This is a genomic window from Variovorax sp. 05L425, assembly GCF_056397705.1.
The window spans coordinates 110,092-136,751 of sequence record NZ_JBFTNY010000014.1; the positions used below are offsets into that span (position 1 = coordinate 110,092).

The 26,660-nt window shown below is 65.0% G+C and carries 25 protein-coding genes; 1 reads left to right on the plus strand and 24 read right to left on the minus strand.

What is annotated here, in order from left to right:
- Positions 1-23: 23 nt before the first annotated feature.
- The 9 genes from AC1DN9_RS17170 to AC1DN9_RS17210 form a co-directional block, all read right to left on the minus strand.
- Positions 24-1,322 carry a Rieske 2Fe-2S domain-containing protein gene (locus AC1DN9_RS17170; RefSeq protein WP_478102244.1) on the minus strand — a complete coding sequence of 433 codons (1,299 nt, stop codon included), beginning with the start codon at positions 1,320-1,322 and terminating at the stop codon, positions 24-26.
- Between the two features lie 72 nt (positions 1,323-1,394).
- On the minus strand, positions 1,395-1,850 hold the full coding sequence (locus AC1DN9_RS17175) for a bacteriohemerythrin (protein WP_478102246.1): 456 nt from the start codon (positions 1,848-1,850) through the stop codon (positions 1,395-1,397).
- Positions 1,847-3,142 carry a Rieske 2Fe-2S domain-containing protein gene (locus AC1DN9_RS17180; protein ID WP_478102247.1) on the minus strand — a complete coding sequence of 432 codons (1,296 nt, stop codon included), beginning with the start codon at positions 3,140-3,142 and terminating at the stop codon, positions 1,847-1,849. Before AC1DN9_RS17180 ends, AC1DN9_RS17175 begins: the two co-directional genes overlap by 4 nt.
- A 9-nt stretch (positions 3,143-3,151) precedes the next feature.
- Positions 3,152-3,907 (minus strand): SDR family NAD(P)-dependent oxidoreductase, encoded by a 756-nt coding sequence (locus tag AC1DN9_RS17185; protein WP_478102248.1) that lies wholly within the window; start codon positions 3,905-3,907, stop codon positions 3,152-3,154.
- 17 nt (positions 3,908-3,924) lie between these two features.
- A complete protein-coding gene (locus AC1DN9_RS17190) occupies positions 3,925-4,620 on the minus strand; it encodes an ABC transporter ATP-binding protein (RefSeq protein ID WP_478102250.1) in 696 nt (231 codons plus the stop codon).
- Complete coding sequence (locus AC1DN9_RS17195; protein ID WP_478102252.1) at positions 4,613-5,401, minus strand: ABC transporter ATP-binding protein; 789 nt, start codon at positions 5,399-5,401, stop codon at positions 4,613-4,615. The genes AC1DN9_RS17190 and AC1DN9_RS17195 overlap by 8 nt, the downstream gene beginning before the upstream one ends.
- Positions 5,398-6,384, minus strand: coding sequence for a branched-chain amino acid ABC transporter permease (locus AC1DN9_RS17200; RefSeq protein ID WP_478102254.1), 987 nt, complete (start codon positions 6,382-6,384; stop codon positions 5,398-5,400). Before AC1DN9_RS17200 ends, AC1DN9_RS17195 begins: the two co-directional genes overlap by 4 nt.
- Before the next feature lie 4 nt (positions 6,385-6,388).
- The gene (locus AC1DN9_RS17205) at positions 6,389-7,258 is read right to left on the minus strand and encodes a branched-chain amino acid ABC transporter permease (protein ID WP_478102256.1); all 870 of its coding nucleotides are present in this window, start codon (positions 7,256-7,258) and stop codon (positions 6,389-6,391) included.
- A 37-nt stretch (positions 7,259-7,295) separates the two neighbouring features.
- The gene (locus AC1DN9_RS17210) at positions 7,296-8,471 is read right to left on the minus strand and encodes an ABC transporter substrate-binding protein (RefSeq protein ID WP_478102258.1); all 1,176 of its coding nucleotides are present in this window, start codon (positions 8,469-8,471) and stop codon (positions 7,296-7,298) included.
- A 296-nt stretch (positions 8,472-8,767) separates the two neighbouring features.
- Between AC1DN9_RS17210 and AC1DN9_RS17215 the strand changes: the two genes are divergently transcribed.
- Complete coding sequence (locus AC1DN9_RS17215; protein WP_478102260.1) at positions 8,768-9,304, plus strand: MarR family winged helix-turn-helix transcriptional regulator; 537 nt, start codon at positions 8,768-8,770, stop codon at positions 9,302-9,304.
- Here the strand turns inward: AC1DN9_RS17215 and AC1DN9_RS17220 are convergent.
- The 15 genes from AC1DN9_RS17220 to AC1DN9_RS17290 all read right to left on the minus strand — a co-directional run bounded on the left by AC1DN9_RS17220 (position 9,301) and on the right by AC1DN9_RS17290 (position 26,583).
- Positions 9,301-10,122 carry an SDR family NAD(P)-dependent oxidoreductase gene (locus tag AC1DN9_RS17220; RefSeq protein WP_478102262.1) on the minus strand — a complete coding sequence of 274 codons (822 nt, stop codon included), beginning with the start codon at positions 10,120-10,122 and terminating at the stop codon, positions 9,301-9,303. The two genes, AC1DN9_RS17215 and AC1DN9_RS17220, sit on opposite strands and share 4 nt — an antisense overlap.
- A gap of 22 nt (positions 10,123-10,144) precedes the next feature.
- Positions 10,145-11,107, minus strand: coding sequence for a PDR/VanB family oxidoreductase (locus AC1DN9_RS17225; RefSeq protein ID WP_478102264.1), 963 nt, complete (start codon positions 11,105-11,107; stop codon positions 10,145-10,147).
- A 470-nt stretch (positions 11,108-11,577) separates the two neighbouring features.
- Complete coding sequence (locus tag AC1DN9_RS17230; RefSeq protein ID WP_478102266.1) at positions 11,578-12,216, minus strand: hydrolase; 639 nt, start codon at positions 12,214-12,216, stop codon at positions 11,578-11,580.
- Between the two features lie 128 nt (positions 12,217-12,344).
- A complete protein-coding gene (locus tag AC1DN9_RS17235) occupies positions 12,345-13,220 on the minus strand; it encodes a pirin family protein (RefSeq protein ID WP_478102267.1) in 876 nt (291 codons plus the stop codon).
- Between the two features lie 237 nt (positions 13,221-13,457).
- Positions 13,458-14,390, minus strand: coding sequence for a LysR family transcriptional regulator (locus AC1DN9_RS17240; protein WP_478102269.1), 933 nt, complete (start codon positions 14,388-14,390; stop codon positions 13,458-13,460).
- 27 nt (positions 14,391-14,417) lie between these two features.
- Positions 14,418-15,218 carry an enoyl-CoA hydratase/isomerase family protein gene (locus AC1DN9_RS17245; protein WP_478102271.1) on the minus strand — a complete coding sequence of 267 codons (801 nt, stop codon included), beginning with the start codon at positions 15,216-15,218 and terminating at the stop codon, positions 14,418-14,420.
- Between the two features lie 11 nt (positions 15,219-15,229).
- Positions 15,230-16,225, minus strand: a complete 996-nt coding sequence (locus AC1DN9_RS17250) for a Bug family tripartite tricarboxylate transporter substrate binding protein (RefSeq protein WP_478102273.1) — start codon at positions 16,223-16,225, stop codon at positions 15,230-15,232.
- A 24-nt stretch (positions 16,226-16,249) separates the two neighbouring features.
- Entirely contained in the window at positions 16,250-17,554 is a 1,305-nt protein-coding gene (locus AC1DN9_RS17255; RefSeq protein ID WP_478102275.1) for a DUF1254 domain-containing protein, read from the minus strand.
- Entirely contained in the window at positions 17,551-18,885 is a 1,335-nt protein-coding gene (locus AC1DN9_RS17260) for a DUF1254 domain-containing protein (protein ID WP_478102277.1), read from the minus strand. Before AC1DN9_RS17260 ends, AC1DN9_RS17255 begins: the two co-directional genes overlap by 4 nt.
- A 12-nt stretch (positions 18,886-18,897) precedes the next feature.
- On the minus strand, positions 18,898-19,890 hold the full coding sequence (locus AC1DN9_RS17265; protein ID WP_478102279.1) for a Bug family tripartite tricarboxylate transporter substrate binding protein: 993 nt from the start codon (positions 19,888-19,890) through the stop codon (positions 18,898-18,900).
- 26 nt (positions 19,891-19,916) lie between these two features.
- Positions 19,917-22,001, minus strand: coding sequence for an acetate--CoA ligase family protein (locus tag AC1DN9_RS17270; RefSeq protein ID WP_478102281.1), 2,085 nt, complete (start codon positions 21,999-22,001; stop codon positions 19,917-19,919).
- 23 nt (positions 22,002-22,024) lie between these two features.
- Positions 22,025-23,197 carry an acyl-CoA dehydrogenase family protein gene (locus tag AC1DN9_RS17275; RefSeq protein ID WP_478102283.1) on the minus strand — a complete coding sequence of 391 codons (1,173 nt, stop codon included), beginning with the start codon at positions 23,195-23,197 and terminating at the stop codon, positions 22,025-22,027.
- A complete protein-coding gene (locus AC1DN9_RS17280) occupies positions 23,194-24,393 on the minus strand; it encodes an acyl-CoA dehydrogenase family protein (protein ID WP_478102285.1) in 1,200 nt (399 codons plus the stop codon). Before AC1DN9_RS17280 ends, AC1DN9_RS17275 begins: the two co-directional genes overlap by 4 nt.
- Before the next feature lie 22 nt (positions 24,394-24,415).
- Positions 24,416-25,585, minus strand: a complete 1,170-nt coding sequence (locus AC1DN9_RS17285; RefSeq protein WP_478102286.1) for an acyl-CoA dehydrogenase family protein — start codon at positions 25,583-25,585, stop codon at positions 24,416-24,418.
- Positions 25,586-25,623: 38 nt separating this feature from the next.
- The gene (locus AC1DN9_RS17290; RefSeq protein WP_478102288.1) at positions 25,624-26,583 is read right to left on the minus strand and encodes a tripartite tricarboxylate transporter substrate binding protein; all 960 of its coding nucleotides are present in this window, start codon (positions 26,581-26,583) and stop codon (positions 25,624-25,626) included.
- Positions 26,584-26,660 lie beyond the last annotated feature (77 nt).

The following is a 26,660-nucleotide window of genomic DNA, read 5'->3' on the forward strand; positions in this document are numbered from 1 at the left end:
TCCTGTGTTCAGTGATTGGGCTGCTATTGGCGGATGCCCTGGGCGCCCGACTCGGAAACGATGGTCTGGCGAGGTAGCAGCGTGCGCCAGTCCTGGTCCAACCCGATCTCCGCAGAGATACCGATCGCTTTCCGGACCTCCACCTGCAACGCAGGAATCTCCTGCTTGTCGCGAGCGGCCTTGGCGCACGCCAGCAAGCTGCGATACAGGCGTGCGATGGCGATATCCGCAGCCGACAGCATTTCCTGAGAGCGGTCGCGCAGCGCACCGCTGGATACGCTGCATGCGGCATCCTCCTGCGTGAAGCTGTCGAAGCCGGTGAAATGTCCCGCGCGCTGCAGCGAGCGGTCTTGCCTGTAGCCGTTTCGCCAGGACATGGTCTGATCGCTGTCGCAGGTCGCAGCGGTCATGCCGTACTTGGCCAGGGTGGGTTCGTCCAGACCAACGAACGCAAGCTGCTGCGTCCGCAGCGGTTCCAGCCCGATCGCCTTTTCCGGGTTCCACCAAACATGGAAGAAGTTGCAGCGTTCATCGTTGACCGGTACCACGGCGAACCAGAGGTCGCCGTTCGGGTTCGCCACGAAGCACGGCGACGCGAAGGAGGCGATGCGCGCCATGCGCTTGTCCCCGGCCTTGCGCATGGCGACGTAGTGGAAGCCGAAGTCCGTTTCGTCAGCCTCGATGGCTGGTGATGCGTCGAATTGCATGTGCGTGGTCTTCTTCGCGAAGTCCAGTTCCGCGCCATTGGTCTTGGCCAGCCCGGAAGCGTGCAGGACCGTCAGGTGCGAGGAGTCCACCAGACCCTCCATCACCTGCACGTAGTTGCAGTTGACCACCGCCATCGCATTGATGCGATGGGCGTCGTCCTGCTCCATGAAGGGCCAGGTCGGGAACGAGGGCTGCTTGTCCGCGGGTCCCAAGTAAGCCCACAACAGGCCCCCCGCCTCGCGCACCGGGTGCGTCCGCCCTTTGATGCGGTCCTTGAACTTGGGATCGGCGACGTTGGGCGTGTCGAGCACCTGGCCATCGACCGCGAATTTCCAACCGTGGTAGATACAGCGGAGACCGTCGCCTTCAGCGCGTGCAAGCTGCAGGGAAGCACCGCGGTGCAGGCAGTGCTCCGCGTAGAGTCCCGCCCGGCCCTGCTGATCGCGCCAGGCGATGAAGTTTTCACCGAGAACTTCGATGGACTTGGGGTCCCCGCCCGCCGCGGACAGCTCCGACAGTTGCATCACCGGCAGCCAGAAGCGACGCATCGCGTCTCCCATGGCCGTGCCGCGTCCGGTTCGGCACATCAGCTCGTTGTCTTGATTGCTCAGCATGTGGGTCCTTTGGTTGAAGTGGTCCGAAATGTCTTCCTTGGAAGATGTAAAGAGAAAAAAAAGGGGCGCCAATCAGACGGTCGCCGCCTCGCGCCGACGGATCACCACCGGGGATCCGCCGAGGCGCCTTTGAACCAGCCAGCGTGCGAGACCCATGTCCATCACCGTTGCATGTCGGGGGAACCATTCGGCCAGTGCATGGGCAAAGCGACGGACCACGTGCCCGTGCCCAAGAGCCAGCGCAGCGCGCACCTCGTCCACGGATTTCAGAACGGCCGAATGTTCATCGACGTGGCAGCCGGACGACCCGTAGCCAGTCTCCCGCATGGCCTGGTCCTCCTCGTCGAAATGACGACGCGCGTGATCGGCGAAGGCTTCGAGCGTGGCCGACAGCTCGGATTCTTCTGCCCGCAACATGGCGTCGACGCACTGCACGAACTCGTGGTGGGTCTCGTCCATGGCGTCGTGGCCGACGGCGAAGTCGTCGTGCCAGGTGAACGCTGCTGTCACATCGGGTTTCGCGCTCATGCGAGCTCCTTTTCGCCGGCGGTTCGCGGCAACAATTCGCGCCATTCGCGGCCATCCAGCACATCGTTGATGCCGGCCACGCGGGACCCATCGATCCCGCGCTGGATGCCCAGCGGGTCTTCACCCTTCTCCGCGGCATCGGCACACGCGAGCAGCGCCCGGTAAAGGCGGCTGATGCCGATGTCGGACGACGAGAGCACCTCGCTGGCACGATCTCGCAGCGGCCCGGCCGAGACCGAGGCCGCCACGTCTTCCTCGATCAGGCCCGGCAACCCGCTCCAGCTCTCCCCCCTGCGCATTGCGTCGCGGTCCTGCCTGAAGTTGTTCCGAGGCCCTGGCTTGTCCGCGCTGCCGAGGGTCTCTTCGGTCAGCCCGAAGCCCTCCAGCACCTCGGGCGTCAAGCCGATGAATTCCAGATGACGGCTGCGCAACGGCTCCCGATTGAGCTGCTGGGTCGCGCTCCAGAACACGTGGATGAACGCCGTCCTCGTATCCGCCATCGGCACCACGAAGGTCGCGATGTCTCCGTTTGGATTGAGGACGATGCACGGCGCGACGAAGGCGGCGATCCTCGCCTCGGTGCGGTGGCCGCTCTCGTCGGTGATGTCGCGAAGCGCCGCGTAGTAGAAGCCGAACGGGGTTTCCTCCACCTCCAGCCGTGGCGCCAGGTTCTGTTGCATCGAGTTCACCTTCTCCGCGAATTCGAGGTCCGCGCTCCCCGACCGGCGCAGGCCGTTCAGGTGCAGCAAGCCGAGATGCGAAGAATCCACCAGCCCTTCGATCACCTGAACGAAGTTGCATTCCTCCACGTGGCGCGTAACCAACCGATTGGCGTCCGGCAGATCCATCCAGGGCCACCGCGGGAAATCGGGCTCCATTTCGCGCGGACCGAGATACGCCCACATCAGCCCCCCCGCTTCGCGTACCGGGTACGTGCGGCCTTTGATGCGATGCTTGAACCGTGGGTCGGCGACGTTCGGCGTGTCGAGGACGGCACCATCCACGGCGAACTTCCAGCCGTGATAGATGCATCGAAGACCATCGCCTTCCGCGCGGGCGAGGCGCATCGAAGCGCCACGGTGCAGGCAGGCCTCGGCATACAAGCCGGCGCGTCCAGCTTCGTCGCGCCACGCGACGAAGCGCTCACCGAGGAGCTCGATCCCCTTGGGATCCGCGTTGGGCAAGAGCTCTGAGGAGAGAAGCACCGGAAGCCAGTAGCGGCGCAAGGCGACGCCCATCGGCTGGTTCGCGCCGACGCGGCAAATTCGATCATTGGATTGCGTGTTCAGCATGATGTGTCATCAGTGATAGACGGACCCGCCGTCGACTGCCAGGATCTGCCCGGAAACAAAGGATGCGTCGTCGCTCGCCAGGAAGGCGACAGCACCGACGATGTCCGCCGGCCAGCCGTCGCGCGGCAGCGCCCGGGTGGCGATGGCGGACTCCCGATAGCTGGCGAGAAACTCCTTGTTGCCCAGGTTGCCCTCGCTGAGCGTGTAGCCCGGCGATACCGCGTTGACGGTGATGAAGTCGCGCCCGAGTTCCCGCGCGAGGGAGCGCGTCATCGTCATCAGCGCCCCCTTGCTCGCGACATAGTCCAGCATGAAGGGAGCACCCTTGAAGGCCGTGCCGGAAGTGATGTTGACGATGCGGCCGGACTGTTGGCGCCGCATGTGTGGCGCCACCGCGCGAGTACAGAGGAACGGCCCCATCGCATTCACGTCCTGCATGCGGCGCCACTCGGGCACCGAGATCTCTTCGAAGGCACGCAACTTGATGCTGGCGGCAATCGCAGCGTTGTTCACGAGGATGTCGACGCGACCGAACTCCGAAAGGGTTCGCTCGACCATCCCATGGACGGATTGCTCCTCGGCCACATCGACCTTGAGCGCGAGCACGCGAGCACCACCCGTTTGCAGTTCTCTCGCCTGCGGTGTCGCATCCGCGATGTCTGCCAGCACCACGGCTGCGCCCTGACCTGCCAGGCGTTGTGCGATCGCCAGGCCGATACCGGTCTGCGCGCCGGTGACGATGGCTACCTTGTCCGCGAATTTCATTGCCTTGCTCTCCATCATCAGTGGCTCAAGCCCATCAGAGTGGCGAGGCGCCCCTCGTCTCCGGCCAGTTGATCGGAAGCACCTTCGAAGACAGCACGACCCCGGTCCATGACGATGCAACGGTGCGAAAGATCGAGCGCGATGTCGACCCGCTGCTCGACGAGCAGCAATGCGAGGGAGCTGGCCTGCACGATCTTTCGGATGCTCTGCACGAGGTGCTCCACGATGATCGGCGCAAGTCCTTCGAAAGGCTCGTCCATCAGCAGCGCTCGGGGATTTCCCAGGAGCGCGCGGGCGATGGCCAACATCTGTTGTTCTCCGCCAGAGAGCTGGTTGCCATGGCTTGCGAGCCGCTCGCCCAGGCGCGGGAACAGATCCATCACACGCCGCGCAGTCCACTCGCCTGGCCTTTGCGCAATCTGAAGGTGTTCGGCGACCGTGAGGCTGGGAAAGACCTCGCGGCTTTGCGGCACATAGCCCAACCCGCGGCGCGCGCGCTCGTGCGATGCCAGCGCCGCGAGGTCGCCTCCATCCAGGACGATGCTGCCCCCGCGACGTTGGGCGCGCCCGATGATCAACTCGAGCAACGTGCTCTTGCCCACACCATTGCGGCCAATGATCGCGACAGTCTCGCCCGCAGCGACGTGCAGGTTCAGGTCTTCCACGACCAGGGTAGGCCCCCAGCCGCCAGTCAGTTTCCTGGTTTCAAGCATATGCGGCGACTCCCTCGAAGCGCTTCTTTCCGGCCGAGCCGAGGTAGACCGCCTGAACCTCGGGATGCGACATCACGTCCCTCGGTTTGCCGGACATCAGCAAGGCGCCATTCACCAACACTGCCACCTCGGAGGCGAACATGCGGACCATCTCCATGTCGTGTTCGATCATCAACACGGCGATGTCCACCGGCAGGCTGGCGATGGCGCCGTGCAGCAGGTCGAGTTCATTGCCGGGGATGCCGGCCGCCGGCTCGTCCAGAAGCAACACTCTGGGCCGCAGTGCCAGGGCGATCGCTATCTCCACCAGCCGTTGGCGCCCATAGGCGATCTCCGTCACCTTGCAGTGCCGATCGTCCTGCAGCTTGAGTTGCACGAGCAGCGCCTCGGTGCGCTCCAGCAGGTCGCGCTCGCGTCCGGCCGGACGCCACAGATGGAAGCTTCGCCCCGCCGCCTGGGTGACGGCGATGAAGACGTTGTCGAAGACGGTGAGTTGCGAGAACAGGCTCGAGATCTGGAATGTGCGAACCAGGCCTTTGCGCGTTCGGACGGCTGCCGAGGTACCCGTCACCTCCTCCCCGAACAGTTGCAGCTTTCCCGCATCGGGCTTCAGTACGCCGGTGAGCAGGTTGACCAGGGTGGTCTTGCCGGCGCCGTTCGGACCGATCAGGGCCGTGCGGGTGCCGCAGGGGAGCGCGAGGCTGACATCCTGCGTGACGTGCAGCGCACCGAAGTGCTTGCTCAGTCCGCTGGCCTGTAGTGCGCAGACGACGGCGCTCATGACCGGCCCTCCCGCCCGCGAAGCTTGTCGATGGCGGTTCGGCCCAGTCCCACCAATCCGCCGCGACCGAGCATGACCACCGCAATCAGGAGGACGCCGATGATCAGCATCCAGTAGTACGGGTTCCATTGAGAGGAGAAGTGCTTCAGCAGCATGTAGGCGGGCGCACCGATGAATGCACCGTAGAGGGTGCCGATGCCGCCGAGCACCAGCATCACCAGCACATCCACTGACGTGTCGAGCGCGAGGACTCCGATTCCAACGAAGGCGTTCGCCTGGGTGAACAGGGCACCGGCGATGCCAGCCGCAGCGGCGCTGATGGTGTAGGCCAGGGTGAGATGCGGCAACACACGGTTGCCGATCAGGCGCATGCGCGCCGGGTTCTCGCGCACGCCCTGCAGCATCACTCCGAAAGGCGAGGCCACAACCCGCTTGAGCAGCAAGAACACCACCACCAGCCAGGCCAGTACGTACAAGTAGGCCGCGCTGCCACCCAGCCCCCATTCGAACCAACCCAGGATGGGTGCGAACTGGATGCCGGCCAGACCATCGTCGCCACCCGTGATGTTCGTGGCCTTGTGGGCCGCCTCGAACACCAGCACACCGAGCGCCAACGTGACCATCAGCAACGGCAGGCCGGTCAGCCGCAGCAGAAAGGGGCCCACCAGCGCGGCCAGAACGGCCGCCGCGATGCCGGCCATCAGTACCACGCTGAAAGGCTCCGTCCACCCTGCCAGGGAGAGCCAGCCTGCAGTGAAGGCACCGAGACCGAAGAAGACCGCGTGGCCAAAGGAAAGCACGCCGGAAAATCCCAGCAGCAGGTCGTACGACAGTACCAGCAGCACCATGACCAGCACCGAGGTACCGAGCGACAGGTATTGCGGGAACAGGAAATAGCAAGCCACCGCGACGGCCAGCCAGAGGAACTCTCCAACGCGCCAGTGATGGCGGCCGAGGATGGAATGACGTGGAACAGGGTTCATGATGTCAAGCCGTCCGGGCACGGGCGAGCAGGCCGTCGGGCCGCCACACGATCAGCCCGATGAGAAGCAGGTAGATGAGAAAGGCGCCGGACTGCGGGAAGAGGTAGCGGCCGGCTGTCTCGACAAGACCGACGATCACCGCGACAGCGACCGAGGCCGTCACCTGACCGTGCCCCGCAAGCGCGACGATCACCAGTACCAGCACCAGGTGCTTGAGCGGCCACATCGGCTCCATCGGCAACATGGGCGCCGCCAGGACTCCGCCGAGCGCGGCGAGGCCGCACCCCAGCGCGAAGGTCGCCGAGAAGAGCAACGGTACGTTCATGCCCATGGCCTGGGCCATGCCGCGGTTGTCCACCGCGGCACGAAGCCGTGCGCCAGTGCTGGTGCGCTCGAACACCCACCACAGCGCGCCGATGATCACCAGGCAAATGACAGCCGAGACGACCCGGTACACCTCGAACTCGCGGATCCCGAGATCGATGTTGCCCTTGAGATATGCGGGGAGATCGAGGGGCGTGACGTTCGGTCCGAACCACATCGTCAGCAATGCGATGACGACAAAGTTGAAGCCGATCGTCACCAGCACCTGATCGAGGTCGCTGCGCTTGTACAGATGCACATAGAGCAGGCGCTCGGCGGCGACGCCGAAAGCGGCCACCGCGAGCACCGCCGCCGGCACCGCGACCGCATAGGGCCAACCCTGCTGCTGCATCAGGCTGATCGCCAAATACCCGCCAATGGCGGCGAAGGCACCATGCGCGAGATTGACGACCCGCATCAGGCCCATGGTGACGACAAGGCCGAGTGCGATGAGGCACAGGACGAGGCCATACGACAGCCCGTACAGGAGGATGAAGGCGATGGTGTCCACGGGCGTCCGATCAATGGGAGTCTTCGAAGGCGCTGCTTCAGTTCAGCGTCGCGGGGTTCACCTGCTCCCAGGTTTTCACGACCTTGTTGCGCTTCGTGCCGTCGCTGTCCTTCACCACTTCGCGCAAGTAGAAGTTCTGCACCAGTTCGCGGGTGGCCGGGTCGATGGTCACGTTGCCACGCGGGCTCTTCCACGTATAGCCGGCCAGCGACTTGACGGCCGCCTCGCCGTTGAACGGCTTACCCGCCTGGTCGCGAATCATCTTGTAGGCCAGGTGCATGGCGTCGTACGCGCCGATACTGAAGGAGTTGGGACGCGCAGTGGGCCCGACATTCTTCAGCAGCCAGCCGGCAAGGGCCGTGTTCTCCGCGTTCCTGGCGTTCGCGTCGATGTAGATGATGGACTTGAAGCCGACGATCGAGTCGTCGAACAGCGGCAGGTCGCTGTCCTCGGCTTCGCCCTGGCCGATGATCAACACCTTCTGCGTCAGCCCGCGCGCAGCCAGCGCCTTGTTGAAGCCCACGGAGGCAGCGCCGGGCGGGAGGAAGATCTCCAGCACGTCGGGGTTGGCGTTGGCGATGCGCTCTGCGACAGGCGCGAAGTCGGTGGTGTTCAGCGGCACGCGCGCGTTGCCGACCATTTGTCCGCCTTCCGCCGAGAACCTGGCCATGAAGGCCTGCTCCACGACGTGCCCCGGGCCGTAGTCTCCGACCGCGACGAAGCCCCGTGACTTGCCCTGTTGGCGGGCGTAGGTGGCAGCCAGTTCCGCCGGCTGGTTGATCGACTGGCCCATGCGGACAAAGTACGGCGACATCTTCATCAGCGAAGGCGTCGCGGCATTGACGATGAACAGGGGCACCTTGGCGGCGTTTGCAACAGGGGCGGTCGCGGCCACTTCCGGGCTCAGGTAGAAGCCGCCCAGCATGGCCACCTTGTCCTTGACGACGAGTTCTTCCGCCAGGCGCTTGGCGAGCGTGGCGTCAGCGCCTCCACTGTCCCTGTAGATCACTTCCACCGTTCGGTTGCCGACACTTGCGCCATGGAGGGCCATGTACGCCTCGATGCCTTGTCGGAACGACTGGCCTGCCACCGCGAACGGGCCGGTGTAGGGGCCGACAAAGCCGATCTTGATGGGCTCCTGCGCTGCGACCGAAGCGCTGAAGAAAGCGACAGCAGCGGCAAGTCCCAGCAGACGGGCAAATGTCTTTTTCATTGGTTTCACCTCGTGGGGAAGAGATTGAGCGACAGGAAGAATGTCGCGTTCATCGAACTTATCTTCCATGGAAGATATATGCGCCGCAGCGGAATCTCCATAGGGCAAACCACTAGATTCGTACGGAACATTCGCCTCTTCGCCATTCACGGGTAACTGCGCGTAAGATGGCGGCCTCGAGGAAGTATGTTTCTATGGAAGATCAATACACAACCGATCCACTCGATGCCGCGCCTGGGAACAATGGCTCACGCAAGGGACGACCCGCGAGGCCCAGCATCAGTGAACTGGTCACCATGCAATGGCAGACCGAGCGGCAAGATCTGGATCTGCAGAACTTCCTTCTGGCGATCTACTTCATGCGCCTCGGCACCTTGGTCGACCGTGCCTACGACCGCCACTGCCAGAAGGAATACGGCATCAACGGCGGAGACATGCGCCTGATGCTGGCCCTCCGGCGCAGCGGCCCTCCCTACGTCAAGCGGCCGACAGACCTGTTTCGTGCGCTGCTGGTGACCTCGGGCGCAATCACGAAGAAAGTCGATCGACTCGTGGAGGCCGGCTACGTGGAGCGCCTTCACGACCCGAGTCACAGCGGAGGCTTCCTGGTCCACCTCACGAAGAAAGGCCTGCAGATCGTGGAATTGGCGGTTGAACACCTGGCCAACCACTCCGCACTGGCTCCGGCCATGTCCCAGCTATCTCCTGAAGAGCGCGAGCGCGGGACCCAGTTCGCATTGCGAGTCCTTTCCACGCTGGAAAGCTCGGAAATGGGACTCGAGGATGAGGTTGACCCGCCCGAGGCCCGCATGCACAAGGGCCGCAAGCGCTAGGATTTCTTCGGCGCCCCGAAGACCTTCGGAAACGGCGTGAGATTGGTCGAGCCGCCATCGACCACGACGATCTGACCGGTCATGTGGGCGCTGAGATTCGACGCCAGGAAAAGAATCGGACCCGCAACCTCGGCCGGCATCGCCGCCCTGCCGATCGGAATCGATTCGCCCACCACACGCCATGCCTCGTCGCCGAGCATCTGGTTGAGGCGAGGCGTTCTCACGAATCCAGGCGACACAGCGTTCACGCGAACGCCCCTCGGCGCGTACTCGGCGCCGGCCCCACGAACGAAGTGATGGAGTGCTGCCTTCGAACTGGCATACGCGGTTTCGCGGGGAATGATGCGGTCCCCGGCCACCGATCCCACGAAGGTGATCGTTCCGCCTCCGGCCTTCGCGATCAACTCACCACCGATCTGGACGGCGAGGAACGCATGGCGGACGACGACGTCGAACTGCCGATCCCACGCGGCATCGTCGAACTCCACCAGCGGCAGCAGATCGGCCATGCCGATGATGTCGACGACACCGTGGATGTCGCCGAAACTGTGGACTGCGGTGTCGAAAGCTCGCTGCATGGCGTCGCGCGACGTGACGTCGCCTGCAAAGTGCACGCCATCCACCGCCTTGGCGATCCGCACGGCCAGGTCTTCTTCGCGATCGACACACAACACGCGGGCGCCTGCCTGCGCAAGAGCGTGGGTCGTGGCCTCGCCGATGCCCTGCCCGGCGCCGAGCACGACGAAATTCTTGCCGGCCAGCCGAAGCTGTTGGAGGTAGTCAGGGACGCTGTAGTCGGGAGTCTGTGCCGTCTGCATTCGAGTTCCTTTCAGTGGAGTGTCAGAGATCCAGCACGAGCCGCGGTGTGCGCGCACGCGAACAACAGGGCGTGAAGCAGTCGTTCTGCTCATGCTCGGCATCCGTCAGGTACAAGTCGCGGTGATCCGGCACGCCGGCGTGCACGCGCGTGACGCAGGTGCCGCAAACGCCCTGCTCGCAAGAGACGGTGATGGCGACGCCGGAATCCCTCAACGCGTCGGCGGCGCTCTTGTCGGCGTCGACCTTGATGACTTGGCCGCTGCTCTTCAATTCGATCTCGAAAGGTCCGTCGGCCGAATGGTCGATCGGCGCGGCTGCGAAGTACTCTCGATGCAGTTGCGGCTCCTTCCAGCCGAGCTCGCGGGCTATCTGGAACACATGGTCCATGAAACCAGCGGGACCGCACACGTAGAGATGCGTGTCGGAGTTGGGCGGGCCGATCACGACAGCGGCGTCCAGCATCTGCACCTTCGGCCCGTCGTCGACATGAATGTGCACGTCGTCGCCATAGGCGCTGGCTTGCAGTCGATCGACGAATGCCATGCGGCTGATCGTCCGCCCGCAGTAGTGCAGTTCGAAGGGGCGCCCTTCCTGCGTGAGTTGCTCCGCCATGCACAGGATCGGCGTAATGCCGATGCCGCCTGCCAGCAGGATGGATCGCCCTGCACGCTTGTCCAGCGCGAAGTGATTGCGGGGAACGCTGATGTCCATCTCGTCACCGACCTTCACGCCATCCACGAGTGCGGCGGAGCCTCCGCGAGATTGAGGTTCACGCAGTACGCCGATGCGGTACCGCGCAGGTTCGCTCGGCAGGTCGTGCAAGGAGTACTGGCGCACAAGTCCTCCCGGCAGATGGACATCGATATGGGAACCGGCCTCGAACGGCGGCAGTGCGCTTCCGTCGGCTGCGGCCAGTTCGTACCCGGACGTCCCTTCAGCCAGCTCCGAACGGGCGCTGACCTTGACGCGCATCAGCACTTCCATCATTGAACTCCAAGGGGTTGATGCGCGACGGCTGCGGCGCGGGGCAGCAAGGATCGCCGTGCGTTGAACTTAATATCTTCCATGGAAGTATTATTTTCCAAGATCCGTTGAATGCAGTGAAAATCCAACATCTCCTATGAACAATGAGGTCTTTCAGGTGAAGAGAAAGCCTTCTCAGCCATCGAACTTCTCTTGTTGTTATCTTCCATGGAAGTCATGATGATTCATCGGAGTCGTGGCGGCGGACAACGCCTCGTTCCGCTGCATCGAGGCATCGGTCGGCACGGCCCCGGTGGCCGGCGGTGTGCAATGGCTCGCCGAACGCGCCGGGCGTTCACGTGCCGCAGTGACGATAGAAATTCTCCCCGGTGTTCGACAGCGAGATGCTTCGTGTCGTCCGATTGGCGCATGACCAAGACACCGCTGACCAGTTCATCGTCCAGGGCCTGCAACGCCTCGCGGACACCGGCTTACTCGCGATCGTAGGAGAACTGGATCCCCGCAGTACCGCCGGTCTCGATGAAGAGGTTGATGAATGCCGGAACCGTTTCCTTGCGAGCCCAGTCGCGCTGGAGCTCGCAGAACATCTGCGGCACGCTGATCATCTTGCCTCCGGCCTGCTCGATTCGGCGCAGCGCCGCTTCGTGGGCCGCAAGTGAAGTCCCTCCTACCGCGTCCGCCACGACATAGACCTCGTAGCCTTCGTTCAGCGCATCGAGCGCAGGGAAAGTCAAGCAAGCCTCGGTCCACAGCGCGGTCATGATCAGCTTCTTGCGTCCAGTCTCCTTCACTGCCGCCCTGAACTCGACGTCCTCCCACGAGTTGATGGAAGTGCGGTCATAGGTCGGAATGCCCTCGAGCGCCTTGCGCACTTGCGGGATCGGCGGCTTGTTGAGCCCGGTCTTGACGTTGACGGTGGAGTGCACGATCGGCAGTCCGTAGGCTACGGCGGCCCTGGACGCGCCGACGATGTTGTTGATCAGCAGTTGCCGGTCCATCGACGCGATCGAGTTCACTTGCACAGGCTGGTAGTCGATGATCACGAACGCCGCATTCTTGGGGGTGAGCAGTATGTCTTTGGCGGGGTCGCGAATGGATTCACTGGCCATGATGGTCTCCTGACGGAAGTTTGTATGTGCTGAAACGCAGCACGCGCGGATGCCCAATGGGCATTGAAGTGACGAATGTGCTCGCTTTGGGTGTCGCTCCACCCGGCGCGCGATAGCCCTTCTTTCGATCAAGCCACCTGTGCGGCAATTCGCCCCATTCGCCCGTTCTGGTAGTCGGCGAACGCCCGTTCGATTTCATCTTCGGTGTTCATCACGAAGGGCCCGTGGCCCACCACCGGTTCGTTCAATGGCTCGCCGGTCAGCAGCAACACGGTCGAGTCCTCGATCGCGTCGAACGCGAGCGTTGTCCCTTCCCGTTCGAAGACGGCGAGTTCCGCTTCTCCAACCACACCGTCGTTGCCGAATCGGATCGATCCCTTGAGCACGAAGACGGCCGTGGTGTGGCCTTCAGGCAACTTGAACTCGGCCCGCCGGCCGCCCTTGACGCGAACATCCCACACGTTCATGGGACTGAAGGTGCGCGCGGGACCGCGCTGCCCTGCGTGGTCGCCAGCGATCACTCGAACCGAGCCGGCCTCCTCCGGCAGGTCAACCTTCGGAATCTGGGCATGGGTGATGTTCTGGTAGCCGGGCCGCGTCATCTTGTCCCTTGCAGGCAGGTTCACCCACAGCTGGATCATCTCGAACGCACCACCGCGCCTGGCGAACCCGGCACCGTGGTATTCCTCGTGCACGATGCCGGCACCCGCGGTCATCCATTGCACGTCGCCTGGTCCGATGGAGCCGCCGCCACCGGCCGAATCCCGATGCTCGACTTCCCCCTCGTAGACGATGGTGATCGTCTCGAAGCCGCGATGGGGGTGCTGCCCGACGCCCCGTCGCTGCTGCGTCGGAGGAAATTCCGCTGGTCCCGCATAGTCCAGCAGGAGGAAGGGCGACAACTCTTGCGCGTCGTCGTTGTATGAAAAGATGCTGCGCACCGGAAAGCCGTCGCCCACCCAGTGGCGTCCGTTGTTGCGTCTCTTGAAGGCCAGTTTCTTCATGATCGATTCCTTTGAGTGCAAATCTAGGCCCTGACAGGCCTTTCAGGTAGATGGCTTTTTGAGAACACGGCGTTTCAACCGAGCGGCGACCCGGTCGCTGGCAGACTCGGGGATAACTGGCAGCGGCTTCTGGACGTCGCCGCCAAAACACCGGTGACGCAGACATTGATGCGCGGTGCGACGATCACAACCTCCCGATCGCCCTGGCGGCACGCATGCCGGTCGCCGGGGCGGTTCTCAGGTCGAGGAGCGATCCCACGGCGGGAGATCGCCGGCCCAAGCGTCGGCAAGGAGGTCGATGATGGTCCGAACCTTGGACGACAGGTTGCGCGCCTGCGTGTACACCGCATGCACCGTGTCCTCGGTGGGAGCGAGTCCGTCCATCGGCAATTCCACAAGCTCGCCTGAACGAAGCAGGCCGCCGACGAGAAAGGTCGGAAGGACGGTCACGCCCAGTCCGCTCAATGCAGCCCGGACCATCGCCTCTCCGTTGTTCGTGACCACGCGCGCGCGAACGTTGGTGGCGACGCGTTCGTTCGATTCTTCACCCACCCTGCGGAACTGCCAGATCTGGCTCGAGGACACCAGCCCGTAGCCGATGCAGTCGTGCCGCGACAGGTCTTCCACGGTGGCCGGTGGGCCTCGTCGTGCGATGTAGTCCGGGCTGCAGCACAGCACGCGCTTGCTGGTCGCGAGCCTGCGCGCGATGAGATTCGAATCCGGCAGCACGCCGATCCGAATCGCGAGGTCGTAGCCGCCTTGCACGAGATCGACATACCGGTCGTCCAGGTCCATGTGCACGACCAGTTCCGCGTTCTCGCGCAGGAAAGGCATCAGCACGGGCAAGACGTGCAACTGGCCAAAACTCATCGGAAGGGAAAGCCGCACGGTGCCCTGAAGGCCGCGGTTCATTCCCTGCATCGATTGCGCGAACTCGTCGAAATCCTGCAACAGCAGCTTGCTCCGCTCGAAGAAATGCGTTCCGCTGGTCGTCGGCGTGGCGCGCCGCGTCGACCGCTGAAGCAGCGCGACGCCGAGGCAATCTTCCAATGAGGTGACACGCTTGCTGACCACGGACTTGGCCACGTCCAGCCTGACCGCCGCGGCGCTGATGCTGCCGCTTTCCACGACGGCGATGAATGCCTCGATGTCTTCGATGCGGTACCGCACGTATGCTCCTCCTGGGGCGGGAAAGTGCTATTTCCTGCGCGCGAAACTGGCGACGGCCTGCGCATGGAAGGGCGCGGCCATGCATACGGCCTGGGCGCCCGCCTCGAGTTCGGCCATCGCCTGCGCGTCGACATCAAACGCCTTGTGAAGCAAGCGCTTGGTGAGTTCGAACGCCTCGGGAGGTGCATCCAGAAAGGAGTTGGCCAGCGCCTTCGCCTGTGCCGCAAGGGCCTCGGGCTCATGCTGGGCCAGCACCATCCCCCATGCCATTGCGTCGGTGGCGCTCACGCGGCGCTGCGTCAACATCAGTTCCTTGGCGCGCGCGAGTCCGACAATGCGCGGCAGCGTATGGAAGGCGCCGAAATCAGGCACGGCGCCCACCTTCAAGAAGGACATGCAGAATTCGGCGCGTGTCGACGCCACGATGAAATCCGCCTGCAACGCGAGGCTGAAGCCAGCGCCGAAGGCCGGCCCGTCGACCGCGGCGATCACCGGGATCGTCAGGCCGCGCAACCTGTCGAGCCAGGACTGAGCGGCCATCAGCCGCCGCCGTGTGGCGGCCGGCGAATTCACCTGCGGATCTGGGTTGGACAGCCGCTCGTGCATGCCCTTCACGTCGCCGCCGGCGCAGAAGCTGCCACCGGAGCCGGTGATGATCAGCGCGCGCACGGAGCGATCGCCTTCGATGCGATCGAGCATGTCGGCGTAGTCCAGGCGAAGCGAATCCGAGAGGGCGTTGCGTGCGGCCGGCCGCATGTGAATGAATTCGGCGACGCCATCGCAGAGCGTGAGTTCCGAATCCCGCAGGGGTTGGTGTTCAACTGTCATGTGTCGCTGCGCTACTCTGCTTTCACGTCCGCTGTCTTGATGACCTCACCCCATTTGCGTGTCTCCTTCGTGATGAAGGCCGCGAACTCCGCCGGGGTGCCGCCCTGCGGCTGCGCGCCAAGCTCGATCAGGCGCTTGCTGATCGACGGCTCTTTCAGGATCGCATTCACTTCCTTCGACATGCGATCGATCACAGCGGCCGGCGTGGCCGCCGGCGCCATGAACCCGAACCATCCGTAGCCCACGACATTCGGAAATCCTTGCTCGCGAAAGGTCGGCACCGTCGGGTAGACCGGGCTTCGCTCTTCCGAGCCAACGGCCAGCACACGCAGCTTGCCGGCCTGCACATGCGGCAATGCGGTGGGCATGGCGGTGAGCGTCGCGTCGACGCGTCCGGCGAGCAACTCGGTGTAGGCCGTGGCGTCACCGCGGAAGTGCACATTCAGTCCCTTCACGCCAGCCTCCTTGAAGAACAGTTCGGCCGTCAGGTGCGGGCCGGAGCCGCTGCCCGGTGTCGCGAAGGTCAGCCCCTCGGGCTTGCCCTTGCCATAAGCGACCAGGTCGGCCACGGTCTTGAACGGCGAACTGGCATTCACGATCAGGAAGACCGGCGCGATCACCGCGAGCGTTACAGCCTTGAAATCGCGCACCGGGTCGTACGACAGCTTTCCGTACATCGACTGGGCGGTGGCAAAGGGCGCGGCTGCGTAGAGCCACGTATAGCCGTCGGGCGCGGCGCGCGCGACGTATTCATTGGCCAGTCGCGTGCCTGCCCCGGGCTTGTTCTCGACGATGAACTGCTGCTGCAGGCGCTTGCCCAGTTCCTCGCAGAGGATACGCGCCGAGATGTCGTTGGAGCCACCCGCGCCGTAGGGCGACAGGACGCGCACGGGCTTGTTCGGCCAAGCCTCCTGCGCCCGTGCGAGTGACGGAACGGCCGTGAAGCCCGCGAAGGCGCCCCCCGCGGCAGCAAAATGCGAAATGAATTGACGACGGTGAAGTGACATGGGCGGTTTCCTGGATGGGTTTGCCTAGCTGAGTCGAACGACAGGCGGGTATGCGAACCGCATCGACAGATGAGCCGCGCGAGGCTGGTACAGCCGCAGCGTCAGGTAGAACTGGTCGTCGGGCGGCGTCGGCAGCCAGTTGCGGCCTTCACCGGGGTCGTCGGCCTGCAGCCGGATGCGAAGGCTCCCGTCGAGCTCGGTGCGCAGGCCAGCCGTGCGGTCACCGATGGAGTACCGGTCGATCGGGTTGTCGATGAGCAGGCAGTCGCTGCGGCGGTAAGCAGTGAGCGACCAGAACGCATCGACCTGCGGCGCCGCGCCGGATGGGAAGCAGAGTTCGTAGCGCGCTTTTCCGTCGAGCGGCGCGCGCGCGGCGTCGACTTCGCAGACCGGATACATCGCCTCTTCGATGCCGAGCGCGCCGATGAGGTTGCGAGCCACACGGGCGCGCGTGGCGTAGTCGGTGCCGTAGCCGGTACGCACGGAGATCGGCAAGGTCCAGCCGTTGCCGAAGTCGGAGGCATCCACATCCTGGCGAAGCGCCGCGCAGGTCTCGGCCAGTGCGGTGGCGAGCGCGGCCTCGGCGCCAGGCTCCGGCTCGCCGTGGCGCAGGCCAAATCGGTCGATCAATTGAAGCATCGAGCCCTGGTCGGCGGGCGCAGGGTTGCGCTTCAATACGTCGCGGACGATGCGGCGATAGAGCACGACCTCGGGCATATCTGTCGGCCGGCCATCCATGCCGGTGTCGAAGCGGTGCCACGCGGAGGCCGACGCATCATCCGCGGTGCGAATCGCGTAGTGGTCTTGCAGGCGATGCGCCTCGGCCAGATCCGCGGCATCCGCCGAAGCCAACATGCGCCCGATGATCCATACGTCGTTGCCGGGCGTGGCAACGGGCACTGTCGCCTCGGGCGCCTTGCCCTTCCAGTCCGGGCCGTGGACGAAGAGGCGTTGCGCGCGGTTTCCCGTCGTGCGCCTGCCAGCGTAAGCGAACGGGTTGGTCCACATGTCCAGGAAGCCCAGCGTCCAGTAGCGCTCACCCATGTCCGGCACGTCGATCAGCAGCGGGCCATTGCTCAGGTCGAGCCAGGCGTTGTCGTAAAGCGTGTCGTTGTTCGGCGAGACCACCTCGCGGTTGCGCGGCGTGAGCAACTGGCGCGTGTGGCGAAAGCCGTTGAGCCAGCGGACACTGGCATTGGGATTGGCATCGGCCAGTTCGCCGCTGTCGAGCTTGCGCGGACAGGTGGCCGCTCGCATGCGCGCCATCTCAAAGAGTGGCAGGGTGTAGAGCACCGCATCACGCGCGGCTTGATCCAGCGTGCCGCTCATGCCACTCGCTCCACGTCGGGAAAGCGGTACTTGCCATCGAACAGCTTTTGCTGCGGATGGTAGAGGCGCAGGATCAGATAGAACGGTGCATCCGGTGCTGGCAGCCAGTTCTCCCCCGGTCCCGGCGGGCGCTGGTGCGAGACGTACAGGGTCAGGCTGCCATCGGCATTGCGGGCCAGCGGGCTGCGATTGCCGAGCGCGTGACGGCCGAGCGCGGTGGCGGCGAGGTAGCGGTCGCTGCCGTAGAGCGTGATCGACCAGAAGGCGTCTGCCGGCAACTGGCCACCATCCTCGAAGTGCAGCCGATAGCAGTGCTGCCCATGCAGTGCTGCGCCGTCGTGGTCGTAGTCGACGCTGGCGTAGATGGCCTCGTCGCCGGCCAGTGCGCCGAGGCCCTTGAAGGCCGTGGCTGCGCGCAGCATGAGGTCGTCGCCGTAGCGGCCGAGTCGCGTCGAATAGCGCCATGCCGCCTTGGACGGGCTGCGCGTGCAGGCCTCGATCAGTTGCATCGCCGCGGCGTATCCCTGGCGCAGGCCTTCGGCCACGCCGGGGCGCAGGTTGGTCAGCCTGCCATCGTCAGTGCTCTGCAAGTGCAGGCTCGTCAGCAGCGCGAACACGCCGCGCTGCGAAGCCGGAGGCGGAAAGTCCTGCACCGCGCGCAGCAGGTTGGCGAAGAAGTCGAGCGCCGTGTCGCCGCCTTCGCTCCATTGAGCGATGCTGCGAGGCATTGCGGGTGCGGGCGTGGCATTCAACCTGAAGTCGGCCTGGAAAGCGCGGGCCGCCGGCAGATCGGCTTCGTCGTCGACGAGTACGCGGCCCAGCAGCCACACCAGCGCGCTCGGGCACGCGATGGCGATGCAGCCAGCCGGCGGCGGGCTGTCATCGCCCGGCGGCATGAGCGCGAAACGGCCGCCTTCGCGCGGGCTGTTGCGCGTGCCGATGTTGTGGAAGTTGTTGGTGTAGACGTCGAGCAGTTCGAGCACGAAGTAACGACCCGTTTGCGCTGGCACGTCGATCACGACGGGCCCGCGCCGCAGGTCGATCCAGGCATTGGTGTAGAGCAGGTCGTTGGCGGGTGTGACGATGTCGCGGTCGCGGTCGGTCCACCTCTCGGCGCTGTGCCCAAGCACGTTGAACGGTGCGCGACCGTAGCCGGTGGCGCCCTGTGTGGCGCCCTCGCTGCCGGCCGTCTGCACGCGACAGGTGCGCACGGACTCCAGCAACGGATAGCCTGCAATCACGGCCGTGATCGCAGCATGCGCGGACAGTGCCTCGACCGGCGTTGCATGGTCGAGTTCGAGAAAGGCTTCGGAGGTGGTCATCTCAGTCATTTCGCAGTCCCTTCAATCGGCCTTGATGTTTCCGACCTGCACCAGGTGGCCCCACGTCGCGATGTCGTCCCGCACCTGCTGCGCAAATTGCTCGCGCGGGATCGGAACGGGCTCCATACCGAGCGCGCGGACTTTCTCGGCCGCCTCCGGTTGCTTGAGCATGACATCGAGGGCCTGCGCCAGCTTGTCGACGATGGGGGCCGGCGTGCGCGCCGGCGCGAAGATGCCGTACCACGAGGCCGTGTCGAACGCCACGCCCTGCTCCTGCAGTGTCGGCACGTTGGGGTAGCTGCTCGAGCGCCGCGGTCCGGTCACGGCCAGCGCCTTGATGCGCCCGGCCTTGACGAATGGCGCGGCACTGGTCACGTCGACCATGGCCACCTGGATCTGGCCCCCAATGAGGTCGTTGAGTTCCGGCGCAACGCCCTTGTACGGCACGTGGCCCATGTGGATGCCGGCTGCCTGGTTGATGGCTTCGAGCGCGAGGTGGCCTCCGGATCCGTTGCCCCACGAACCCACCATGACGCTGCTGCCCGGCTTGCGTGCGAGCTCGATCAGCTCCTTGACCGAATTCGCCGGAAAGTCGGGGTGCGCAACCAGCAGGTTGCCTCCGAGCGCGACGCGGCCGACGGCCACGAAATCCGTCGCCGGCTTGTAGGGCAGGTCCTTGTAGATCGCCGGTGCAATTGCGTGGGTGGCGCTGATGCCGAGCAGGATCGTGTAGCCATCCGGATCGGCGCGCGCCACCTTGGCACTTCCCAACGTTCCCGTCGCGCCGGGCACGTTGTCGACGACCAATGCGGCCTTCAGCGTGGTGGCAAGAGACTGCGCAACCCAGCGACCCATCACGTCGGTGCCGCCACCGGGCGGAAATGGCACGACCAGATGGATCGGCTTGTCGGGCCAGGCTGTCTGGGCTACCGCTGCGGGTACAGCGCCAAGGGTGGTGGCGCAGATGACGGCGGCAAGCAGCGTCCGACGGAGGGGTGAATCAATGAGGGTCATGGTGCTTTCCAGGGTGGCGGCCTTGGTCAGGCTGCGGCGATGTCGACGACAGCATCCGCGGCAGCCACGCTGTCGTCGGTCACCATCAGCGGATTGATTTCCATCGTGCGCAGACGCGGCCCCAGCGCCGCGGCCAGCGCGGCAAAGTGCACGACGGTGTCGATCAGCGCATCGGGTGCGATGGCCGGCTGGCCGCGCCAGGCCTGCAGGCGCCTGAGCACGCCGAGGCGATCGAGCCGGTCACGCACGCGCGCAGGTGTGGTGGGTGCGGTGAGCACCAGCGTTCGCGCATCGAGCTCGACCGCCACGCCGCCCAGGCCCAGCACCACCAGCGGACCGAAGCTCTCGTCCCAGCGCGCGCCGAGCATCACTTCGACGCGCGGGCTCAGCTTGCGCGCCACCAGCATGCCCTCGCGCCGTGCCTGCGGTGCCAGTTGCGCAACCGACGCGTCAATCGCCGCGAAGGCTTCGCGCACTTCCGCTTCGTTGCGCAAGCCGACGCGCACGCCCCCAACGTCGCTCTTGTGCAGCAGGTCGCGCGAAACGATCTTCAGCACGGCCTGGCCGCCAAGTTCGCGCCATGCACCCACGGCTTGATCAGCATCCTGCACATGGCGATGCGGTGCAGGGGCGACGCCGTTCGCCGCAACGAAAGCGAGACCGTCAATCTCGTTGAGCAGGCCGGCCGGCATGCCGGGCGGCATCGCGATCGCCTCGCTCGCCGGTGCTTCGTCGGAAGCTGCATCTGCCTGCCACCTCGCCATCACGGCGAGGCTTTCGATCGCATGCGTCGGCTCCTCGTAGACGAGGCAGCCGAGCGCTTCGAGCTCCCGCTTGAGCTCAGCCATCACGATGCCGGAAAACGCCAGGCTGACCCCTGGCGCAGCCTCGCGCACCAGCCTTACCGTCTGCGCGATCTTCTGCGCATAGCCTGGCGCCGCACCTGCTGCCGCGAGGAACAGCACGATGCTGTCGTAGGCGCCGCTGCGCGCGGCTTCGACGGCCGCATAGTCCACCACGCTGTAGTCCGCGGTGATCTGGCCGGTGAGGTCGACCGGGTTGGTGGTCGAGCAGAACGCGATGCGGCGGCGCAGCTCGACCGCGATCGGCTCGGGCAGCGGCGGCATGTCGAGGCCCGCATCGCTGGCCGCATCGGCCATCAGCGTGCCGACGCCGCCCGACACGGTGAGGATGCCGAGCCGACGGCCGCGCGGCGCGACGCCGAGCGCGAACGCCTGGCCAAGGCGAAACATCTGCTCGACGGTGTCGGCGCGGATGGTGCGCGTGTCGTCGAACACTGCCTGGTACACCGCGTCCTCGCCCGAAAGACTCGCCGTGTGCGACATGGCTGCGCGCGCCCCGGCTTCGGTGCGTCCCACCTTGGTCACGATCACCGGTTTGCCGGCAGCGCGCGCCTTCGACAACGCGCGGTGCAAGGCGCGACCGTCCCGTGCGCCTTCCACATAGGCCAGGATCACGCGCGTGTCCTGATCGTCGACGAGGCCGTCAATGACGTCGGCGACCGAGGTGGCGGCCTCGTTGCCCGTCGTCACCCAGTGGCTCAGGCCGAGCCCGCCTGCACGCGCGAGCGAGTATGCATAAGCCCCGAACGCGCCACTCTGGCTCACGATCGCCACACCGCCGGCCTTGAGCTGGCCGGCGAGCGGTGCTGGCGAGAAAGTGGCATACAGGCCGCGGCGCGGATTCATGGCTCCAAGGCAGTTCGGCCCCAGCAACGTGAGCTGACCGCGTCGGGCAATGTCTGCCAGGCGGGCCTGCGTCTGTGCGCCCTCCGCGCCAACTTCGGCAAAGCCCGAACTCAGCACGATGGCCGCGCGCACGCCGCCCCGCACCGCCTGCTCGAGCGCAGCTTCCACTGCATCCGCCGGCACTGCGATGACTGCCAGGTCGACCTGCGCAGGCACATCCGCCAGCGATGCGTAGGCCATCAGACCCTGGACCTCCTTGGCTGCGGGATTGATCGGATAGACAGCGCCCGCATAGCCCAGTTCCTTGAGCAGTCGCACGGGCATGCCGCCGACCTTCTGCGGGTTTTGTGAAGCACCGATCACCGCGACCGACGCGGGATGCAGCAATGCAGCGAGAGACATGGGGACGGATCCTTTTCAGCGGGTCAAGGGAATGCCGGTGACGTGCGCGCGTCGAGTGACAGTGCCGCCAGGCGATCCAGGTGGAATTCGGTTGAGCCATACAGCGAGGCGGCCACGGCCAATCGCTTGACGAAAGGCGCCACCGCGCACTCCTGCGTCATGCCGATGGCACCGTGCAGCTGCACCGACTCTTCCCATACATGCCTGGCAACACGCGAGACACAGGCCTTGGCTGCCGCGACATGGCGAGCCTCGTAGGGGCCAGCATCGCGCGAAGCATGGCGCGGCGCATCACATGCCCTCGCCGCCGCAAGCGTCGCAGCGCGCGCCTCGCTTATTTCCACATGGAGATCCACCAGCCGGTGTTGCACCACCTGGTTGGAGGCAATCGTGCTGCCAAACTGCCGACGGGTCTTCAGGTAGTCGAGCGTGATCTCGAAGCTTCGTTGCATGACGCCGACTGTTTCGGCGCAGTGGGCAACGGTGCCCCGAGCGACCGCACGCTGCAAGGTCGCGAGCACGTCCTCCAACGGTGCGTTCAGCAGCAGGCATGTCGGCACGACGCCATCCAGCTCCAGGGACGCGATGTGCTGACCGTCATGCAGGACACCCGGCGTGACCGTCAGGCCAGGCGTCGCGGCGTCGACCAGGCACAAGCTCGCTGCCGACCCATCATCAGCTCGCGCCGCAATGAGAAACGCGTCGGCCCCAGCCCCGCCCAGCACCATCGCTTTCCTGCCAGTCAAGCACAACCCGCCTCCAACCCGCTGCATCGTGGTGCGGACGCAGCGGACGTCAAAAGCCGCGCCAGGCTCCCAACCGCCGAAAGCCAGTCGCAGGCTGCCATCCGCGGCGCCCTGCAACCAGCGCTCACGTACTTCCAACGGAGCGGCTTCCGACAACAGCATCGCGGCCATCACACCCGAGGCCACGTACGGTTCGCTGACGAGCCCTCTTCCCATCGCTTCTGCGATCAGGCAGACGTCAGCCATCGATCCGCCGAGTCCGCCATCCTGCTCGGGCAGCGGCAACGCCAGCCAGCCCAACTCGGCAAATTCCTTCCAGCGCGCCGAATCGCATCCGTCGCTCTGTGCGAGTGAAGCGCGGCGCACTGCGTCGCCGTAGCCACGCTCCATGTACTGTTGCGCGCTGTCGGCCAGCATCCGGCGGTGGTCTTCGACGTCGATTTCGTTCATAGCCCGAGCACCTGCTTGGCGAGGATGTTGTGCTGTATCTCGCTGGAGCCCCCGGCGATCGTGTAGCCGCGGGAGAGAAATCGCCGCGGCAACGCGGTTGCGGCGATGCGGGCCGAAGCGCTCGCGGTATCCGCGAGTGGCGCGCCGCTCACCAGCGCGCTGACATCGAGCAGGAGCGCCTCGGTGCCCAGCGCGTCCACGGTGAGTTCTTCCCACATCTGAATCAAGCGGCTGCCGCTCATCTTGAGCATCGAGACATCTGCGCCGATTGGCTGTCCCGACTGGGCCCGCGCGATGAAGCCGGCGGCATTGGCCTCGAGCGCGATCAGCCGGCTCTCGAGTTCTGCAAACCGCTGCCTGAACCACGGCTTGTCTGCGACACGACAGCCATCCGCCCCAGGCGCCAGCGCCAGTTCACGCACGCGCGCCATGCGGCGCTTGTTCTCGCCGATGCGTGCGAGCTTGAGGCGCTCGAATTCCAGCAACGACTTGGCGATGGTCCAGCCCCGGTTCTCATCGCCCACCAGGTTGTCGACCGGCACTTCGACATTGTCGAAAAAGACTTCGTTGAACACCACCCAACCGTGAATGCCCACGATGGGGCGCACGGTGATGCCGGGCGACTTCATGTCGATCAGCACGAACGAAATGCCCTGTTGCGGCTTCGCCTTGGGGTCGGTCCGCACGAGGCAGAACATCCAGTCAGCGTATTGCGCGTACGTGGTCCAGATCTTGGAGCCGTTGATGACGTAGCTGTCGCCACGGCGTTCTGCGCGTGTGGAAAGAGACGCAAGGTCAGACCCTGCGTTGGGCTCCGAATAGCCCTGGCACCACCACTGGGTGCCGGACGCAATCGCTGGAAGGAAGCGTTCGCGCTGCGCAGCGTTGCCGTAGCGGATCAGCACCGGGCCGATCATGTCGAAACTCACCTGATTCAGTTCGGGTGCACCGTTCGTGCACATCTCCTCGTCGAACGCGATCTGCTCCTGCACGCTCCAACCCTGGCCACCCCAGTCGCGCGGCCAATGCGGCACAAGGCATTGATGCGCCGCAAGGATCTGGTTCCATGCCACCGTGCGCTCGCGTGACGGCGACTGGCCGCTGAGAACCGCGTGACGAATGTCGGCGGGCAAATGCGCCCGCACGAAGTCGCGCACCTGGGCGCGAAAAACGAGAAGGTCTGTCGTGTCGAACATCGGATCTCCTGCGTTGGCCTTGTCAGGCGCGCAAGCCTTTCTGGAAAACACGCTTGGCGATGGCGGCGCGATGCACTTCCGATGCGCCGTCGTAGATGCGAAATGGCCGCAGGGTGCGCAGGATCATGGACAGTGCCAGGTCCTCCGAGACGCCGAGCGCGCCGGTCATTTGTACCGCCGAATCGGCGACGCGGTTGACAGCCTCGGAGACGAACACCTTGGCCATCGAGGACGCATGGCGGATCGATTCGCCCCGGTCCAGCTTGCGCGCGACGTCCAGCGTCATCAGGCGTGCGGCGTAGAGGTCGATGTGGGCATCGGCCACCATCGCCTGCACCATCTGGTGCTCGGACAAGCGCTGACCTTGCGATTCGCGCCGCGCAGCGTATTGCTGCGCGACTTCCATGGCGCGTGAGGACAGGCCAATAAAGCGCATGCAATGGAACAGTCGCGCGCCTTCGAGCCGCAGCTGCGCATGGGCCAGCCCCTTGCCTTCCTCCCCCACCAGGGCTTCAGGTCCGACCTGGCAGTTGGTGAGCCGAATCTCGGCATGGCCGCCGATGTCGAAGGGTTCCATCGTGGGGATGTCGCGCACCACTTCGAATCCCGGGTTGTCCTTGTCAACCAGGAACCAGGAGACGCCCGCGTCGCTGCGCGCCACGACGATCGCGACGTCGGCGCGCCGGGCGCCGGTAATGAACCACTTGTGGCCGTTGATGAGCCAGCCTGCGGCATTGCGCGTGGCCGTGGTCGCAAGCATGTGCGGATCGGACCCGACACCCGGCGCGGGCTCGGTCATGGCAAAGCACGAACGCGCATCACCCTGCGCCAATGGTTGAAGGTAGCGCTCGCGCTGCCAGGGTGTGGCGAGCTGCTCGAGCGCTGCAATGTCAGGTTGACCGGGTGGGCCGCATTGCAATGTCACTGGCCCGAGAAAGCTGCGTCCGGCCTCCTCAAGAAAAGCGCAGCATTCTTCCCATGACAGCCCGAGCCCGCCGTCGCGCACGGCCAGGCGGGGTGCGCCAAGTCCGCGCTTCAACGCCGACTGCCGGAGCTCTGCGGTGAGGCGCAGCACGGCCTCCCCGTCATGGGCGGCGCGCAGGTCCTCTTTCGGAATGACCTCTTCGTCGATGAAAGTGCGCAGGGTCGCAATCAGTTCAGCGAACTCATGCGGGGGACGGGTCAGGCTCATGGCGCAGGCGTGGCTGGTGGCGATTGCATGTCTTGCGACTACTTCTTCATGGCGGCGACAACGCGCGACCAGCGCTTGCCGTCTGTCGCCATGAAAGTGCTGAACTCGGCGGTGCCGAGAAATGCTTCCTCCCCGCCCGCGTTGGCAAGCCGCTCTTTCACTTCCTGCGTGGCGGTCGCGGCCTTGACGGCCTGCTCGAGCCTGCGGATCACATCGGGCGGCGTCGCGGCCGGCACATGGAAGCCGTACCACGAAAGCGCCGTGACATCCGGGTAGCCTGCCTCGGCGATCGTCGGCACGTCAGGCAACTGCGCTGAGCGCGTGCTGCTGATGTTGGCAAGTGCCCGTATTTGGCCAGCCTTGATCAACGGGTACGCCAGCGACGAAGGCAGGATGGTCATCGAGAAACGGTTGCTGATCAGGTCAGGCACGAGGGGCGGCGCACCCTTGTAGACCACAGCCACCATCTCGATGCCAGCGGCCTGTTTAAGCGCCTCGTTGGCCATCGATTGCGTGCTGCCGGGACCGGACTCGCCGTAGAGCAGCGGTGGGGTGGCCTGCCTGGCCATCGCCACGAATTCCTTCACCGACTTCGCCGGAGAAGCGGCCGGCACCACGATATAGCTTGGCGACAACGTGAACCGAGCGACCGGTGCAAAGTCCTTGGGCGCCCACCGCAGGCTCGTCTCGATCAACGGGTTGTTGATGAGGTACGGTGCGCTGACGAGCAGCGTGTAGCCGTCGGCGGGCGAACGCGCGACGAAATCAGCCGCGATGTTGCCGCCCGCGCCAGGCTTTGTCTCGACGACGATCGGCTGGCCGAGTTCAGCCGACAGGCGCTGCGTCACGGCGCGTGTCTGCACGTCGACAACCCCGCCGGGCGCATAGGGAACGATCACGTGGATCGGCTTGCCTGGATAAGGATCGGCTGCTATCGCCGGCGCCACCAAGGCGATGGACAGCAGGGCAAACGCGGCACTCGGCACCAGGATTCTCATGAAGCAGTCTCCGTTGAAGACCGGATCATGGCACGACCTATTATGATAGGTAGATAGGGCTAACACCTACCCTGTCA

What these genes read in the sequence shown, in the direction of transcription:
- AC1DN9_RS17170 (WP_478102244.1), bottom strand. Translation starts at nt 1,322, where the DNA reads ATGCTGAGCAATCAAGACAACGAGCTGATGTGCCGAACCGGACGCGGC.
- AC1DN9_RS17175 (WP_478102246.1), bottom strand. Translation starts at nt 1,850, where the DNA reads ATGAGCGCGAAACCCGATGTGACAGCAGCGTTCACCTGGCACGACGAC.
- AC1DN9_RS17180 (WP_478102247.1), bottom strand. Translation starts at nt 3,142, where the DNA reads ATGCTGAACACGCAATCCAATGATCGAATTTGCCGCGTCGGCGCGAAC.
- AC1DN9_RS17185 (WP_478102248.1), bottom strand. Translation starts at nt 3,907, where the DNA reads ATGAAATTCGCGGACAAGGTAGCCATCGTCACCGGCGCGCAGACCGGT.
- AC1DN9_RS17190 (WP_478102250.1), bottom strand. Translation starts at nt 4,620, where the DNA reads ATGCTTGAAACCAGGAAACTGACTGGCGGCTGGGGGCCTACCCTGGTC.
- AC1DN9_RS17195 (WP_478102252.1), bottom strand. Translation starts at nt 5,401, where the DNA reads ATGAGCGCCGTCGTCTGCGCACTACAGGCCAGCGGACTGAGCAAGCAC.
- AC1DN9_RS17200 (WP_478102254.1), bottom strand. Translation starts at nt 6,384, where the DNA reads ATGAACCCTGTTCCACGTCATTCCATCCTCGGCCGCCATCACTGGCGC.
- AC1DN9_RS17210 (WP_478102258.1), bottom strand. Translation starts at nt 8,471, where the DNA reads ATGAAAAAGACATTTGCCCGTCTGCTGGGACTTGCCGCTGCTGTCGCT.
- AC1DN9_RS17215 (WP_478102260.1), top strand. Translation starts at nt 8,768, where the DNA reads ATGCAATGGCAGACCGAGCGGCAAGATCTGGATCTGCAGAACTTCCTT.
- AC1DN9_RS17220 (WP_478102262.1), bottom strand. Translation starts at nt 10,122, where the DNA reads ATGCAGACGGCACAGACTCCCGACTACAGCGTCCCTGACTACCTCCAA.
- AC1DN9_RS17225 (WP_478102264.1), bottom strand. Translation starts at nt 11,107, where the DNA reads ATGGAAGTGCTGATGCGCGTCAAGGTCAGCGCCCGTTCGGAGCTGGCT.
- AC1DN9_RS17230 (WP_478102266.1), bottom strand. Translation starts at nt 12,216, where the DNA reads ATGGCCAGTGAATCCATTCGCGACCCCGCCAAAGACATACTGCTCACC.
- AC1DN9_RS17235 (WP_478102267.1), bottom strand. Translation starts at nt 13,220, where the DNA reads ATGAAGAAACTGGCCTTCAAGAGACGCAACAACGGACGCCACTGGGTG.
- AC1DN9_RS17245 (WP_478102271.1), bottom strand. Translation starts at nt 15,218, where the DNA reads ATGACAGTTGAACACCAACCCCTGCGGGATTCGGAACTCACGCTCTGC.
- AC1DN9_RS17250 (WP_478102273.1), bottom strand. Translation starts at nt 16,225, where the DNA reads ATGTCACTTCACCGTCGTCAATTCATTTCGCATTTTGCTGCCGCGGGG.
- AC1DN9_RS17255 (WP_478102275.1), bottom strand. Translation starts at nt 17,554, where the DNA reads ATGAGCGGCACGCTGGATCAAGCCGCGCGTGATGCGGTGCTCTACACC.
- AC1DN9_RS17260 (WP_478102277.1), bottom strand. Translation starts at nt 18,885, where the DNA reads ATGACTGAGATGACCACCTCCGAAGCCTTTCTCGAACTCGACCATGCA.
- AC1DN9_RS17265 (WP_478102279.1), bottom strand. Translation starts at nt 19,890, where the DNA reads ATGACCCTCATTGATTCACCCCTCCGTCGGACGCTGCTTGCCGCCGTC.
- AC1DN9_RS17270 (WP_478102281.1), bottom strand. Translation starts at nt 22,001, where the DNA reads ATGTCTCTCGCTGCATTGCTGCATCCCGCGTCGGTCGCGGTGATCGGT.
- AC1DN9_RS17275 (WP_478102283.1), bottom strand. Translation starts at nt 23,197, where the DNA reads ATGAACGAAATCGACGTCGAAGACCACCGCCGGATGCTGGCCGACAGC.
- AC1DN9_RS17280 (WP_478102285.1), bottom strand. Translation starts at nt 24,393, where the DNA reads ATGTTCGACACGACAGACCTTCTCGTTTTTCGCGCCCAGGTGCGCGAC.
- AC1DN9_RS17285 (WP_478102286.1), bottom strand. Translation starts at nt 25,585, where the DNA reads ATGAGCCTGACCCGTCCCCCGCATGAGTTCGCTGAACTGATTGCGACC.
- AC1DN9_RS17290 (WP_478102288.1), bottom strand. Translation starts at nt 26,583, where the DNA reads ATGAGAATCCTGGTGCCGAGTGCCGCGTTTGCCCTGCTGTCCATCGCC.